Here is a 15594-nt window from a genome sequence, read left to right as displayed (position 1 = left end):
CCGATGAGGCCCGCGGCCGCATATAAACCGCTACCTGGGAGTTAGCAAGTCATGAAAGACGTCTATCTGAAGTTTGGCAATCCCGCCATCAAGGGCGAATCGGCCGATAAGGACCACAAGGACTGGATCGAGATCAGCACGTGGAATCACTCGATCGTCCAGCCGCGTTCGGCGACTGCATCGACGGCCGGCGGTGGCACCGCGGAGCGTTGCGAGCACGGCGACATGGTGTTCACGAAGGACATCGACGTCGTGAGCCCGCTTCTGTACCAACACGCATCGGGCGGTACGACGTTCGACGAAGTGACGGTCGACTTCATGCGCTCGGATGGCGAAGGCAACCGCGTCAAGTACCTCGAAATCAAGATGAAGTACGTCATCATTTCGAGCGTGACGCCGAGCGTCGTCGGCGAAGGTCTGCCGACGGAGCAGTTCTCGCTGAAGTACGCCGCCGTGCAATGGAAGTACACGCAGCAGAAGGTTGGCGGCGGCCAAGGCGGTAACGCGCAAGGCGCGTGGAGCCTCACGAAGAACGACAAGACCTACGCGGTCTAAGCCGGGACCGATACGCCGCTCGCTGCCCGTTTCGAGCGAGCGGCGGTCCGTACTACCGATCGACCTGAGCACGCTGCCCGATGAAGCGCTTCGAACCGAGCTTGCTCGATAAACTTTTCGACGACGATCCTCGCTCGCCCGCACCCGCGGCGATGCGCCAGTGGTCGCTCGACGAGTTGAAGGGGCGCGTGGCGCGCGACGTCGAGGCGTTGCTCAATACCCGCATCGTCATGACCGAGGAGACGCTCGCGAAGCTGCCCGAGTGTCAGCGGTCGGTGCTGACTTACGGATTGAACGATTTCGCGGGGCTGAGCTTGGCAAGCCACTACGATCGCACGTTCATCTGCGAATCCATCGAGCAGGCGATCGCGCGGCACGAGCCGCGCCTGCAAGACGTTCGTGTGTCGCTTGAAGTCAACGAGCAATCGACGAATGCGCTGTACTTCGTCATCCGCGCGAGGCTCGTCGTGCACCCGGCCGAAGAGCCGGTCAGCTTCGACGCGATGCTGCAAGCCTCCACGCTTCAGTATTCGGTCACGCGCTCGCGCCGCGCCACGGACGCGGGTCGTTCCCGAGTGCGCGAACTGGGACTCGGCTAGTCGATAAGAGCGCACACAAGTGCCCTGAAATCAGACATTTTTCTCTCAGGGCGCCCGGGGATCATTGATGGAAGCGTTGCTGCCTTACTACGAGCGCGAGCTCGCGTTTTTGCGCCGATACTCGCTCGATTTCGCCGGCCGGTATCCCAAGATCGCCGCGCGGCTGGCGCCGGCGGGTGAGCAGGGCGACGACCCGCACGTCGAGCGCATGATCGAATCGTTCGCGTTGCTCTCGGCGCGCGTCAATAAAAAGCTCGACGACGATCGCCCCGAATTCACCGAGGCGCTGCTCGAAGTCCTCTATCCGCACTATCTGCGCCCGTTTCCGTCTTGCTCGATCGCTCAATTCAGCGCGCCGCGCGAGCTCGCCCCGGTGTCGATTGCCCGCGGCACGCCGTTGACCTCGCGTGAAATCCGCGGCGTACCATGCCGGTTTCGCACCGCCTACGATGTGACGCTCGCGCCGTTGCGCCTGGTGCGCGCGCGCCATACGCCGCTCGCCGAGGTGCCGCTCGGTGCCGTGACGCTGCCGGGCGATGCGTCCGCGTTGCTCTCGTTCACGTTCGAAACCACGTTGCCGGAAGGCTCGCTCGGCGCATTGAATTTGCCGACGCTGCGGGCCTATTTGCACGGTGAGCAGTCGTTCATCGCCGCGCTGACCGATTGTCTGTTCATGAAGACGCTCGGCGCCTATGTCGAGACGCCCGAAAGCCGCGCGTGGCGGGCGCTTGCCGCCGTCCCGATCGAGCCCGCGGGATTCGGCGAGGCCGATGCGCTGATCGACTATCCGGCGAAGTCGCATCCGGCTTATCGTCTCCTGACCGAATACTTCGCGTTCCCCGAAAAGTTCGACTTCATCGACTTCGATCTGGCGGCGATGGTCGGCATGGCCGGACGCTGCCGGCGGCTCACGTTGCACGTCGCGCTCGGCGAATTGCGCGAGGAGCCGCATATCGAGCGGCTCGTCGAATCGCTCAGCGTGAACCACGTGCGCTTGTTTTGCACGCCGGTCGTCAACCTGTTCGCGCAGCGCGGCGAGCCGATACACGTGAGTCACGAGGCGCTCTCCTATCCGGTCGTGGCCGACGCGCGTCATGCGAGCGATTACGAGGTCTATTCGATCGACGGCGTTCGCCGCGTCGAGACGCGGGCGGACGGACAAACCATCACCGAGTTTCGGCCTTTCTACGCGCTTCACCACGATGAGGCGGCCCGCGCCGGCCGTTACTGGTTCGCGCGCCGTAACGATTGGGTCGCGCGCAACAGTCCCGGCTACGAGACCGAGATTTCGATCGTCGATGCCGACTTCGAGCCGCTGGAAGCGCGCACCGATACGCTGAGCCTGGCGCTCACGTGCACGAATCGCGATTTGCCGGCGCGCTTGGCGATCGGCCTCGAAGGGGGCGATCTCTTCGCGCAGCCCGAGGTCACGACGGGCCCGATCAGCTTGTTGTCGCGGCCGAGTCCGAGTGTGCGGGTGCCGCGCGGCGCGTCGATGGGCTGGCGCCTCGTGTCGCACCTTGCGCTCAATCACGTCTCGCTGGTGGACGGGCTCGCACCGCTCAAGGAGTTGCTCGCGTTGTACGACGCGCGGCGCACGGCCGTGTCGGCCCGGCATATCGCGGGCATCGTCGGGATCGAGCAAAAGCCGGCCGTGCACTGGCTGCCGGGCCGGCCCTATGCGACGTTCGTGCGCGGCGTGGAGATTCGCGTGACGTTCGACGAAGCGCACTACGTGGGCACGAGCCTCGCCACGTTCGTGCGCGTGCTCGACACGTTTTTCGGCCTGTTCGTCCGGTTGAACAGTTTCGTCCAACTCGTGGCCGTGGCCGGCCGCACCGGCGAGGAGATCATGCGATGCAAACCGCGCAGCGCGGAATCGACGCTGGCGTAGTCGAGCGGCTGCTCGACGAGCCTTACCGGTTCCAGTTCTTTCAAGCGGTTCGTGTGCTCGAGACGTGGTTCTCGAAGCGCGAGGCGCACGTCTCCGGCGAAAACGCGCGGACCGGCGTTGCCTTTCGAAACAGCCTCGCGCTGACGTTTCCGCCGAGCGAGATCGAACATGCGGTGCCCTACGACGAGGCGGGCGAGCCGCTCGCCGGGCGCGATGCGGTGCGCGCGGCGCTGGCGCAAAGCAAGCTCGAGCGCATCGAGCTGACGCCGTCGTTCTTCGGTTTGCTGGGTGGGCAAGGCGCGCTGCCGCTGCACTATACCGAGCAGTTGATCGGCCGCGCGCAAGTGCAGCGCGACCACGCGGCCAGGGAGTTCTTCGACGTCTTCTCGAACCGTGCCACGGCGCTGTTTTATGCGGCATGGAAGAAGTACCGGCTTCCGTTTCACTACGAACTCGATCGCGACGAGCGTTATCTGCCGCTTTTGCTCGCGTTGGCGGGGACGCCCGATGCCGCGACGCGCGCGCATCTGCAGGAGGGGCGCGGCGCGCTGATCGACGAGGCGATCGCCGGGTATGCGTTGCCGGCGCGGCACCGGCCGATGTCGGCTGCGTACTTGGCGCGCACGCTGACCGATTATTTCCGCGCGCCGGTGCAAGTCGAGCAGTTCGCGGGCAAGTGGTATGCCGTGCCCGCGCCGCGGCTCACCGTGCTCGGCCGCGAGAACGCGACGCTCGGCGCGACGGCGCTCGCGGGCGAACGCGTTTGGCAGCGCGACATGCGCGTGCGCATCGTCGTGGGGCCGCTGAACAAGCGCGATTACGAGGCGTTCCTGCCCGGCGAGGGGCGTGCCATCGCGCTCGAACGCATGCTCATGCTGCTCGCGGGCATCACCATCGAATACGAGGTGTCGCTCGTGCTGGCGCGCGAGGAAGTGGGCATGAGCCGCCTGGGCAAAGGCGCTCGGCTTGGCTACGACGCCTTCTTATGCACGCGCCCGGCCGAACGCGACCGCGACGACGCGCGCTACGAACTGAACGTCATCCATTGATATTGATCCGACAAGCGAGAATCGATCCGACATGAGTACTCCCCTGAAGACCCTGATCGCCAAGCTCGACGCGCTCTGCCTGAATGCCGCGACGCGCGCCGCGAGCCTTTGTCTGGCGCGCGGCCATTACGAAGTCGATCTCGAGCATTTGCTGCTTGCGCTCATCGAACAACAAGCGAGCGATCTCTCGGTCGTGCTGCGCGCGAGCGGTCTGAGCATCGAGGTGCTGCGCACCGATCTCGAACGCGGGCTCGAGCGGCTCAAGACGGGCAACACGCGCACGCCGGTGTTCTCCCAGCATTTGATTTCGCTTTTCGAGCAAGCCTGGCTGATCGCTTCGCTCGATACGCAAGCGGCGCGGATTCGCTCGGGACATCTGCTGCTCGCGCTGCTGACCTCGCCCGAGCTCTCGCAATTCGCCGAACGGATGTCCCCGGTGCTTACGCGCGTGCCGACGGAGGAGCTCAAGCATCGGTTCGCCGAAGCGACGGCGGGCTCCGACGAGGCGGAGGCCGTAACCGGCGCCGCGGCTCGCCCGGGCGCGCCCGCCGGCGACGAAGCGATCGGCGCGGCGCCGTCGAAGACGCCCGCGCTCGACACCTACACGACGAATCTGACGCAGCGCGCGCGGGAAGGGCAGATCGATCCTGTGATCGGCCGCGAAGCGGAAATTCGCCAGACGATCGACATCTTGATGCGCCGCCGTCAAAACAATCCGATTCTGACGGGCGAGGCGGGGGTCGGTAAAACGGCCGTCGTGGAAGGGCTGGCGCTGCGTATCGCGGCGGGCGACGTGCCCGCGCCGCTCGTCGGCGTGGCGTTGCACGTGCTCGATATGGGACTGTTGCAAGCCGGCGCGAGCGTGAAGGGCGAGTTCGAGAATCGCTTGAAGAACGTCATCGACGAAGTGAAGAAGAGCGCGACGCCGATCATTCTGTTCATCGACGAAGCGCACACGATCATCGGCGCCGGCGGCCAAGCCGGCCAGAACGACGCGGCCAACCTGCTCAAGCCGGCGCTCGCGCGTGGCGAGCTTCGTACGATCGCGGCGACGACCTGGGCCGAATACCGCAAGTACTTCGAGAAAGACGTGGCGCTCGCGCGGCGTTTCCAAGTCGTCAAGGTCGACGAGCCGAGCGAGGCACTCGCGTGCGCGATGGTGCGCGGCCTCGCGCCGCGTATGGAGGCGCATTTCGGCGTGCGCATTTTCGACGAGGCAATCACGGAGGCCGTGCGCCTGTCGCACCGTTACATCACCGGTCGGCAACTGCCCGACAAGGCAATCGGCGTACTCGACACGGCCTGCGCGAAAGTGGCGCTCGCGCAGGGGTCGACGCCGGCCGTCATCGACGATACGCGCAAGCGCATCGAGCGGATCGATGCGGAGATCGCCGCGCTCGAGCGCGAGAGCGCGAGCGGTACCGCCGGTGCCGCGCACGACGAGCGGCTCGTGAACCTTCGTGCGGCGCGCGACGCCGACGTGGCATCGCTCACGGCCGACGAAGAGCGCTACGAGCAAGAGCGTGCGCTTGCGCAGCGGATCGGCGTGCTGCGCGGACAACTCGCCGAGGCCGCGAGCGGTGCCGGCGAGCGAACGTCCGACAGCGACGCGCCCGCGTTGCGCGAAGAGCTCGCCACGTTGACGTCGCAGCTTCAGGCGCTTCAGCAGGCGAGCCCCATGGTGCCGTTGCAGGTCGATGGGCTCGTCGTGGCGGAGATCGTCGCCGGCTGGACCGGCATCCCGCTCGGACGCATGGTGAAGGACGAGATCGGCACGGTGCTCGGCTTGAAGGACCTATTGGCCGAGCGCGTGATCGGCCAAGACCACGCGCTCGATGCGATCGCACAGCGCGTGCGCACGGCTAGCGCCAGCCTCGAGGATCCGAACAAGCCGCGCGGCGTGTTCTTGTTCGTCGGGCCGTCCGGCGTCGGCAAGACCGAAACGGCGCTGGCGCTGGCCGACTTGTTGTACGGCGGCGAACGCAAGCTCGTCACGATCAACATGAGCGAATATCAGGAAGCGCATAGCGTGTCGGGCCTGAAGGGCTCGCCGCCGGGCTATGTCGGGTACGGCGAAGGCGGCGTGCTGACCGAGGCCGTGCGGCGCAATCCGTACAGCGTCGTGCTGCTCGACGAAATCGAGAAAGCGCACCCCGATGTGCTCGAAATGTTCTTCCAGGTATTCGACAAGGGCACGCTCGACGATGCCGAGGGGCGCGAGATCGATTTCCGTCATGCGCTGATCATTCTCACGTCGAACGTCGGCGCCTCGGCCGTCATGCAGGCTTGCCTGAATCAGGCGCCGGACGCGCTGCCCGATGCCGATGCACTCGCCGAGCTGTTGCGGCCGCAACTGTACAAGGCGTTCAAGCCGGCGTTCCTCGGGCGCGTGAAGGTCGTGCCGTACTACCCGATCTCCGACGACGTGCTCGCCGAAATCATCGAGCTCAAGCTCGAACGAATCCGCGCGCGCGTGGCGGCCAATCATCGCGCCGAATTCTCCTGGGACGAATCGCTCGTCGATGCGGTGCTCGCGCGGTGCACGGAGGTGGATTCAGGGGCGCGCAACGTCGACCATATCCTGAACGGAACGCTGTTGCCCGAGCTTGCGCAACATGTGCTCGGCCGCCTTGCCGGCGGCGAGCGCATCGAGCGCATCGCCGTGCGCGCGGTCGAATCGGGCGAATTCGACTACGAGGTAGCCTGATATGCCGATCGATATCGCTCCACTCATTGCGCCGCTGGACGGGGCATCGCCCTGCGGCGAGGACTTGCTGTTCTCCAACGATTTCGACGCGATCCAGCAGGCGCGCCGCTTCGACGATCCTTCGCTCGATCAGGGCGAGTGGGTCACCGAAATCAAGGAAGCCGATTGGGGATTCGTCATCGAGCGCTCGTCGCAGTTGCTCAGGACCCAAACGAAGGATTTGCGGTTAGCGGCTTGGCTCACCGAAGCGTTGGCGATGAAGCAGGGCTTGGCGGGCCTGTCGCAAGGCTATACGCTGCTGGCCGCGCTGGCCGAGCGCTATTGGGATACCGTGCATCCGCTGCCCGAAGGGGACGACACCGAATACCGGCTCGGTAACGTGAGTTGGCTCGTGGGCCGGACGTCGCAACTGCTGCGCGAGGTGCCGCTCACACAATCGTCGTCGGGTGAGTTCGGCGGGCTCGATTGGGAGGTGGCGGGCAATGTAGCCCAAGCCGTGCGCCGCGATCCCGATCATGCCGACGAACTCTCGCGCGGCAAGCCTTCGCTCGAGCAGATCGAAGCGGCCAAGCGGGCGACGCCGCCGGCGTTTTACAAGGCGCTGCTCACGGATCTGAAGGCGTTCGAGGCGTCGATGCTCGCGCTCGAACAAGCGCTGGACGCCCGTGCGGGAACGTCGGCGCCGAGTTTTCGGCAAGCGAAAGACGCTTACGAGTACGTGTTCGACTTGGCGGAGCGTTTCGCACGCGACGTCGGCGCGAAGATCGACCCCGCTCCCAGCCAACCGCCATCCTCATCGCAACCGGGCGGGGGCACCCTCGACCGTGCCGAGCCCAGTTTCAAAACGGCCCCCTCTCTCGAGACTTCGATGCCCGCGAACAACGCCACGCTTGCCGTCGTTCATCCCATCGGCGCGATCCAGAGCCGTGCCGAGGCTGTCGCGCAATTGCGCGCCATCGCACGGTTCTTACGCGCGACCGAGCCGCACAGCCCGGCCGCTTACCTTGCCGACAAGGCGGCGCACTGGGCCGACATGCCGCTGCATGAATGGATTGCTTCCGTCGTGAAGGACGACGGCTCGCTCGCGCATATTCGCGAAATATTGGGTGTGAAGCCTGACGAGGAGAGTTGAGCTCGGCACGTGTGCACCGAGGCGAATCGAAGAGGGCACGATTTCGCGGCCGGTACTGGAGCGCTATCAGCGTGACTTGGTCCTATATCGCAAGCAAAACGGTGAGGCTCTGTCGGGGCGCTGCCAATATATGCGGCTGGTACCGGTTAGGTTGTGCTCAATAAAGGGGGCGATTCATGGACGGAGCGTATCGCGGTAACGGCGTGTACGGGGCAACGCGTGCGCCGGACGGGTGTATGCTACGCCCTATGCCTACCAATCTTTCTCCCATCGAATCGGAATTCGCTACGGTCGAAGAGGCCGAGGCGCACGACCGTTGGTTCTGTGCGGAGGTGGAGGCTGCGCTGCGCGAGGCCGATGCGCCTGGCGCGGTGTTCATTCCCCATGACGAGGTGATGGCCGACATGGAAACCATCATCCGCGAGGCAGAGCTTAAGCTGGCAGCCAAACTGTCCTGACGGCCCGACAAAGCCGACCTGACCGGATCTCCCCATTGCTGCCTATCGTCTGGCTTCCGGCCGCACGCCGCAATCTTGCGGCGATCATCGGCTTTATCGCTGAACGCAATCCGTCTGCCGCACGTCGTATCAAGAGTCTTATCGAGTACGCGGTACTGCCCCTGGCCGAACATCCCAATTTGTTCCGCGCCGGGCGCGTGGCAAATACGCGCGAGGTCGTTGCGCATCCGAACTACGTTGTCATCTATCGCGTCACGGGCACAGCCGTCCTTGTACTTCGTGTGCTGCACGCCCGTCAGCAATATCCGGCGACGGGCGTTGCGCGGTAAATTTCCGTTACTGCCCCACCCGGAACTCGATCCGCCGGTTCCTTGCCCGCCCGTCGTCGGTACTGTTCGAGGCGATCGGTTGATCGGGGCCCACGCCCATCGTCGCCATCGATCGCGGCGCGACGCCCTTCGTGACGAGATAGCCCTTTACCGCATCGGCGCGTGCCTGGCTCAATGCGATATTCGATGCGCGGTTGCCCGAGTTGTCCGTGTGACCGATGATCTCCACCGTCTTGCCGGGCAGTTTGACGAGCACGCCAGCCATTTGATCGAGAATGGCGCGGCCCTCCGGCGTCAACGTGGCGCTGCCTGTCTCGAATTCGATCGTGCGGTTGGCAAGCGTCGAATCGAGCAGGCCCTGTTCCGATGCGCTCACGCGCAGCCCGTTATGAATCGTGTAAGTCGGATTCAGCGCGGTGGCCATGTCGCTCGCGACCTGTTGCCGGAGCGCCTCGTTCGACACTTCTCCCTTGACGTCGATCTGCGTACCGTCGATTTTCAGTTGCCCCTTACTGATCTGCTTCAGTTGCGGGCCAAGCAGCTTTTGAACGTTCGCGCTCCAGTTCGGCGGCGTCGACACGCTGCCCACCTCGATTTGATCGACGACGTTGGCCGCGCCGTACGTCTCGCGCAGCCGCGCGAGTACCGCGCTGTGCGTGGCTTCGTCCGGCACCTTGCCGCTGGCGACGACTTGACCCGGCGCGGCGTCGGCCGGGGCGGGCATATGGGTCGGCGCACCGGGTGCGCCCGTATCGGCGGAGGCCAATTGCGTGGGCGGCGGCAGCGCCGCCGTGCGAACGTGCGCGCCGCCCGCGTCCACGGGCGTGACGGTGGCCGGCGCGCCGTCGTCGGCATGCGCGCCGAACGACGCCGCCGCGGCGAACGCGAGCGCGGCGGCACGCCATACGAAGCGGCGCGGCCGCGCTTGGGAAGACGAATGCAAGGAGCCGGTCATCGCGTCATGCCCCGACGAATACTTCACGGAAGGTGTCCACGGCGATTCGCAGCGACAATTCCGGCTGTTCGAGATAGCTGACGAGCTTGCTGATTCCATGTTCGTTCTGAGCGTGGTCGTCGACCCATTCGGGATCGTCGATGTCGATGTTGTGCGCTGCGTAGGCCTGCGGATCGATCACGCTGTGCAGCGTTTTGGCCGATGCGCCGTTGAAACCGATGACGAGCCGTTCGCGCTCGGCGATCGTGCCGATGAAGATGGCGATCTCGAAATCGGCTTGCGCGAGGAACGGCGCGATCAGCTCGAGCCAGAACGTCGCCACCAAGCTGCGATAGAAGGTGTCGTTCGGCAGCGGCAAGGTGAGCCCGCGTTCGAGATTCGGCGCGTGGCTGAGCATGACGGGCTTGAGCAACGAACCGAGCGCGAGCATCGCGCCGCGCAGGCGCACCGGGTGGCCGCTTGCGAGCAGCATTTGCTCGAGACCGGCCAGGGTTTGATGCTCGACGAAATCCGAGAACGTGCCTTCGTGCGAATTGGCGACGCCCACGTCGATCGGCACCTGAGTGTCGCCGAGCGCTTGCAGCGCGGCGCCGGGCTCTTCGCAATCGTAGAGCGTGCGCATCTGCGTGGCCGCACGCGACCAAAGCCGCGCGAATGCGAGCGGGCTGCGCGCGAGGAAGGCGAGGGGGCGTTCGACTTCGAGCGCCGTGGCCGCGAGTAGCGGGAAACGGCGCGACGACACGTCGTGGCTCGACATCAAGTGGCCGGCGATCGCCAACCGGCTTTGCGAGCCGAGAAAAGCGAAATGCATCGGCTTCGCGCTTTCATACACGATCTTCCAGCGCGGGTCTTCGGCGAGCAGCTCCATCGCTTGCGCGACCCAACGGTCGAGCGTCTGGAGCAACTGCGGATTGTGCGTGCTTTTGACGAAGTCCCCGCGCGAAGGAATCTTGCCGAAGTAGGCGAGTTGCGCCTGCACGGATTGCGTCATTGCGCGGCTCCTGTTGCTGGGTTCGAGAGCGCCGCATCGGCGGCCGTGGGAGTTTGCGATTGCGCGGCCGGCGCCGAGCCGCCCACCGCGGCGGCGGCGGCCGTGCGCGCCGCGGCTGCGTCGGCGACCGATTCGGGCAGACGCACGCCGGCCAGGCTTGCCTGCTGCGGGGCACCGCCGCCACCGCTCGACGGCTGCGACGTGCTGATGATCTTCATGCTCAGCGCAACCGTCACGCTGCCTTGCGTCCACGACAGCGCGAACGTGCCGTCGGCGTTGCGCGTGCGCTTGGCCGAGTTGATCAGCTTCTCGAGACCGTAGCGGCCGGGCTCGTTGACGAGCTCGATCGTGCGGCCGTCGAACGAGGTGGCGGTCAGCGTCGCGCCGGGCGAGCCCTGCGGATTCGGCCAGACGAAGTTCGTCCACTGCGGCGGCGTGTTGCGATAGCGCAGTTGCTGGCCGTCGATGTTGATCGTGTACTCGGTCGTGCCTTGGCCCGGCTGCGGCAAGATCTGGAACACGGTCTGCGGTTCGGCCGCACCGCCGCCCGCGCCCGCCGCCGCGCCCGAGAGCGGTGCGACCCAGCGCGCGAAGCCGTTCGTGAACTCGGGCGAGAGCGCGATCCCCATGCCGCCCCAGGTGCGCGGCGAGAGCGTATCGCCGCGGCGCACGGCGAGCGGCCCGAGCGTCGTGCCGACGAACTTCGAGATCGCGCCGTCGGGGCCGAACACTTGAGCGATTTCGCTGGCGCCCGCTTCGACCTTCGCCCCGCTCGAGAACGGATACTTATTCACGAGCGACGTCTCGAACGGCTGGAAGACCTGCGCGTTCCATACCTTGTTCACTTCGTTGCTGGCCGGCTCGATGACGACGGCGAATGCCTGCATCAGCGGCCGCACGAGCAACGGACGCAGCGACTTGCGCTGATCGTCGGTCAAGCCCGTGAGCATTTGTTCGTCCACGAACTTGAGCGAATCGGCCAGTTCCGAACCGTTGCCGTCGAGCGTTTGCTGCATGAGCTCGCGCGCGCCCGGGCCCGGATCGCCCTGGTTCTTCAGGATGTTGAAGCGCGTGCGGACCTTGGACAGCGTCTCCATATAGCCGCCCAGCAGCGACGCATTTTCTTGCTTCGCGACGATCCGTGCGAGGCCGCTGAACGCGATGCCGACCGGGCCCGCGGAAGTGGAGCCGTCGAGATTCAAATCGACGTCCACGCCGGCGTTTTGCGCCGCTTGCTGCTTCGAGGAGAACAGTCGCTTGAACCAGCCCGTCACGCCGTTTTGGGCCTTTTGCAACGGGCCCGCGGCGAGCGCCGGGTTGTCCCAGGACGTTTGGTCGTAGGCCGTTTCGAGCACTTTTCGGATCGGCGAGTCTTGCGGATCGCCCAAGCGATTCATGGCGTCAACGGCTTGTCCGAAGCTGCCGAAATCGCGCACGGCGATGCCTTGCATGAAGCGTTGCCAATGCTGCGCATATTCCGTCTTGTACATGCCGACGAGCGCTTTTTGGATCTGTTCGGGGCTGCCTTCGAGCGTCAAATCGTCTTGCGACGAGGTGCCGAGCACCCAGTCCTTCGCTTGCAGCTCCTTCGTGGCGGCATCTCGAATCGCCGGTTTGACGTAGCCGAACCAGGCTTCGCGCGTGAAGGTGCCCGGGATCGCGTAGCTGCCGCCGACGAGGTTCGCGTTGTTCTCGCCCACGATGCGCGCGATCGTCATCGGCGCGTAGCGGGTCGATGCGCGTGCCTTGATCTCCTCGTAGACGCGTTGGCGCGCCGGCATGCCGCGCACGACGCGACGCAGGTTCTCGCGCGTTTGATCGATCAACGAGAGGTTCGCGTCGATCATCGGCCAGTCGTCGTCCGACACGCGCGAGAGGTAGAACGTGATCATGCGCTCGGCGCTGCGGATCATCTCGTCGCGCGACATGTTTCCGCGGTTGGTTTCGAGCCAACCGCGCCAGAAGCGGGCCAGTTGATCCGTGAGGTGCGCGGCTTCGACATGGCGCTTGTCGGAGAGCATCAAGTACGTTTTCAGCGCGTTGTAGGCGTCTTCGACATTGGTCGGGGAAGCGTCGCTGTACAAACCGCCTTGCGCCGCATTGCCGTTGGCACCGATGACACCGTTGGCGCTGTTGCCGCCGGCGCGCGCGGACACGGGGATCGCACCCGATTCGGGCGGATGCGTGAGCGGGGCGAGCTGGTCGGGATGGGCGTCCACTTCCTTCAGGAACGAGCCGAGGTTTTGCGAGACCGGGTCGAGCATCAACTGCTTCACGCCGCGGTAGTACTCGGTCAGCAGGCGCTGTTCGATGCGATCGCCTTGATACAGCCCGAGCGAGACCGACACGGGCCGTTTGCGCTTGAATTGCTCGAGTTGCTCGATGCGATCCTCGAGAATGTCCATTGCCTGCAAGCGCGATTGCAGGTCGTTGCGATTACTTTGCAGACGCACGATGTTGTCGAGGTCGGCTTGCACGTTCGAGGCGAGCTGCTGATTGCCGATCGTCGACCAGGTCCAGCCGCCGAGCGCGAGCGCAAGCACGGCCACGAACGCGAAGAACGTGCCGTAGCGCATCCGCGTTTTCGCGGGGCTCGCGAATTGGCGCACGGTTTGGCGATCGGCGAAGATGACTTTGGAGAACAGGTCGCGCAGAAAAAAGCCGTTCTTCGAGGCGGCGGCTTGCGGCTTGGGCAGACCGTCGACGGCGAGACCGAAGCGCTGACCGATGCGTTGCGCCGCGGCGCTGCTCGTTTCGCCTTCTTGCAGGGCGCTCGTGAAGTAAAAGCCGCGCAAGATCGGCTTGTATTGGAACGGGTTGCTTTCGAACAGCGTGGCTAAAAACACGCGCAGCGCCGGTTTGATCGCGAGGAATTCGAGCGGAAAGCTGAGCTGTCCCGGGGAGAGCATCGTGCCGCGATTGATCGACATCTGCGCGACGCTGATTTCCTTCAGACCTTCGTAAAGCTCTTCGAAACGTTCGTCGAACAGGGCGACGACGTCCCGTTTCTCGTCGCGCTGATAGGGCAGGGTGGCGCCCCATACGCGGTCGTATTCGTGCCGCTCGCCGCCGCTGAAAAATTCGGCGAACCCGGTGATGAGGTCGGCCTTCGTGAACATCACGTACACGGGCGCGAACACCTCGAGCTTCTCGGTCAACTCCTGAACGCGCTGGCGCAGGCTGCGCGCGAGGTTGATCGTCGCGTCGGGCCGGCTGCTCGTGAGCTCGGCGATGCTGGCCGTCACGATGATCCCGTTGATCGGCGCCTTGGGCCGATACCGCTTGAGCAGATTCAGAAAACCGAGCCACTCCGTGCGGTCTTCCTCGTGGACCGAATACCGGCCGGCCGTATCGAGCAAGATGCCTTCGGTCGTGAAGAACCAGTCGCAATTGCGCGTGCCGCCGATGCCGTGCACGATCGCATCGCTCTTTTCGGCAAACGGAAACTGCAGCCCCGAGTTCAGCACCGCGCTGCTCTTGCCGGCCGCCGGGTTGCCGATGACGATGTACCACGGCAGGTCGTAGAGCGCCGCACCGCCCGATACCTGGCCGATCTTCGATGTCTTGATCGTGCGTACGGCTTCGGCCAGGCGCGTGCGCAGCACGTCGAGATCCGCCGGCTTGGCGCCGCTCGCTTGCGGTGCCTTACCCGTTTCGGCTTGCTGCTCGAGCATGTCGCCGAGCTTGCTGCTCGCCCGGCGCGCCGCGATGCGCCGCGCGAGCCACACGCAAAACAACAGCGCGAGGATGACGGCCATCGCCGCGATCGGCCAGGCGAGTGGAAGGTCGAACCAGAGGGCGGCGCCGAATAAGACCGCCGCGACGACGATCACCCCGAGGACAGTCATCGTGCGTTTGCTGGTCAGCGCATTGAGGAAGCGTTGCATAAGGCTTTAACTTGGCGTTCTGAGTCGAATGGCCCGGCGCTTCGTGGCGCGAGGCTTGTGCATGTCGGCGCGTGGCGATCGATGTTCGTCTATTGCCCGGCGGTCTGACCGGTATTCTTGCGCCCTAAGACGAATCCGGGTTTGTGATATTCAACGTGGCCGAAATCCATCAATTTCCATCGGCCGCCCCATACCAAGCCGACTTGCTCGGCCGTTTGCCCGTACAACTCATAGCCGTGCATGGCCCAAGGGTCTTTTTCGGAAATGACGACCTTGCCGTCGCGCAAAAAGGCGTTGTCGGCGGCAAGCCCGTATTGGTGATAGCTTTGATATGCGGCCGCATTGGTCACGCCCCCCAACTGCGCGAGCCGGTTTTGTCGATCCGGGCTCCGATAACCTTCCAAAAGCACCATTTCGTACCCGTACTGCTCGCGCATGATCTTGTACACGAGCAGTAGGCGAGTTCTGAAATCGGCATCAAGCAAATTCCAATCGCGGCTGGCGTCGCGCAGTGCCGGACGGACCTGTTCGACTTCTCGAGTCTCGAAGACCTCGGGCGGCAACGGCGGCGGTGGAACGAGCTGCTCGCCATTGAGCAATGCGGCGATTTTCTCGTCCGGCACGCGGGTATCGCCATCGAACTGAAACAATTGGCGGCCGCGCAATGCAATTGCGATCAATGGAGGCGCCGCAAGGATACCTGCCGTAATCAAAATCATCAAGCGTCGCCGAATCAGTATTTTTTTCGTGTCGGCGAGCGCGCTATGTGAAATTCTTACTGATTTATCGATGCCGGTGCGCAGATGGGACATTCCCTGGGAGGTCCGGCGTGACATACGCCTTTGTAATGCGAGCGCGGCGGAAACGAATGCGCCGCGCGCCGCGGGCAATAGGAACAAGGCTGCGACGGTTACGGCGACGGCGAAATAAGCGGCGAGTGCGACGGCAATCAAGATGGGCCCCGGGGGGAAATAAATTGTATTTTGTAATGCTTGCTCTTAGAATCTGGCCTGCTTGCCAAGGGAGGCCGGATTCCTA

12 protein-coding genes are annotated in these 15594 nt (G+C 64.6%); 8 read left to right on the top strand and 4 right to left on the bottom strand.

Translation table 11 applies throughout. The features are described 5' to 3' along the window. Positions 1 to 51: 51 nt before the first annotated feature. The 8 genes from C0Z18_RS02535 (at position 52) to C0Z18_RS02500 (ending at position 8723) form a co-directional block, all read left to right on the top strand. A complete protein-coding gene (locus tag C0Z18_RS02535) occupies positions 52 to 555 on the top strand; it encodes an Hcp family type VI secretion system effector (RefSeq protein ID WP_102643802.1) in 504 nt (167 codons plus the stop codon). An 80-nt stretch (positions 556 to 635) separates the two neighbouring features. Beyond that, complete coding sequence (tssE, locus tag C0Z18_RS02530) at positions 636 to 1154, top strand: type VI secretion system baseplate subunit TssE (protein ID WP_102643801.1); 519 nt, start codon at positions 636 to 638, stop codon at positions 1152 to 1154. Positions 1155 to 1221: 67 nt separating this feature from the next. Then, the gene (tssF, locus tag C0Z18_RS02525; RefSeq protein ID WP_102643800.1) at positions 1222 to 3048 is read left to right on the top strand and encodes a type VI secretion system baseplate subunit TssF; all 1827 of its coding nucleotides are present in this window, start codon (positions 1222 to 1224) and stop codon (positions 3046 to 3048) included. Further along, on the top strand, positions 3012 to 4097 hold the full coding sequence (tssG, locus tag C0Z18_RS02520; RefSeq protein ID WP_102643799.1) for a type VI secretion system baseplate subunit TssG: 1086 nt from the start codon (positions 3012 to 3014) through the stop codon (positions 4095 to 4097). The genes tssF and tssG overlap by 37 nt, the downstream gene beginning before the upstream one ends. Before the next feature lie 31 nt (positions 4098 to 4128). After that, entirely contained in the window at positions 4129 to 6804 is a 2676-nt protein-coding gene (tssH, locus tag C0Z18_RS02515) for a type VI secretion system ATPase TssH (protein ID WP_102643798.1), read from the top strand. 1 nt (position 6805) lies between these two features. Then, a complete protein-coding gene (gene tssA, locus C0Z18_RS02510; RefSeq protein WP_102643797.1) occupies positions 6806 to 7936 on the top strand; it encodes a type VI secretion system protein TssA in 1131 nt (376 codons plus the stop codon). 248 nt (positions 7937 to 8184) lie between these two features. After that, the gene (gene relB, locus C0Z18_RS02505) at positions 8185 to 8394 is read left to right on the top strand and encodes a type II toxin-antitoxin system RelB family antitoxin (RefSeq protein ID WP_102643996.1); all 210 of its coding nucleotides are present in this window, start codon (positions 8185 to 8187) and stop codon (positions 8392 to 8394) included. A gap of 35 nt (positions 8395 to 8429) precedes the next feature. Next, positions 8430 to 8723: a type II toxin-antitoxin system RelE/ParE family toxin gene (locus C0Z18_RS02500; protein ID WP_102643796.1), complete on the top strand. Its 294-nt coding sequence runs from the start codon at positions 8430 to 8432 to the stop codon at positions 8721 to 8723. Between the two features lie 7 nt (positions 8724 to 8730). On the opposite strand, the gene C0Z18_RS02495 is transcribed toward C0Z18_RS02500, so the two are convergent. From C0Z18_RS02495 to C0Z18_RS02480, 4 genes are all read right to left on the bottom strand, one after another. Continuing rightward, positions 8731 to 9678 carry an OmpA family protein gene (locus tag C0Z18_RS02495; RefSeq protein WP_102643795.1) on the bottom strand — a complete coding sequence of 316 codons (948 nt, stop codon included), beginning with the start codon at positions 9676 to 9678 and terminating at the stop codon, positions 8731 to 8733. Between the two features lie 4 nt (positions 9679 to 9682). After that, on the bottom strand, positions 9683 to 10669 hold the full coding sequence (gene tagF, locus C0Z18_RS02490; RefSeq protein ID WP_102643794.1) for a type VI secretion system-associated protein TagF: 987 nt from the start codon (positions 10667 to 10669) through the stop codon (positions 9683 to 9685). Then, positions 10666 to 14556, bottom strand: a complete 3891-nt coding sequence (tssM, locus tag C0Z18_RS02485; RefSeq protein WP_102643793.1) for a type VI secretion system membrane subunit TssM — start codon at positions 14554 to 14556, stop codon at positions 10666 to 10668. The genes tagF and tssM overlap by 4 nt, the downstream gene beginning before the upstream one ends. Before the next feature lie 89 nt (positions 14557 to 14645). Further along, positions 14646 to 15509 carry a M15 family metallopeptidase gene (locus tag C0Z18_RS02480; RefSeq protein WP_102643792.1) on the bottom strand — a complete coding sequence of 288 codons (864 nt, stop codon included), beginning with the start codon at positions 15507 to 15509 and terminating at the stop codon, positions 14646 to 14648. Positions 15510 to 15594: the final 85 nt, after the last annotated feature.

The sequence above is a fragment of the Trinickia dabaoshanensis genome, assembly GCF_002879885.1.
GTDB lineage: Bacteria > Pseudomonadota > Gammaproteobacteria > Burkholderiales > Burkholderiaceae > Trinickia > Trinickia dabaoshanensis.
The sequence above is the reverse complement of the archived record's forward strand: the minus strand, read 5'-3'. Positions and strand labels throughout refer to the sequence as shown.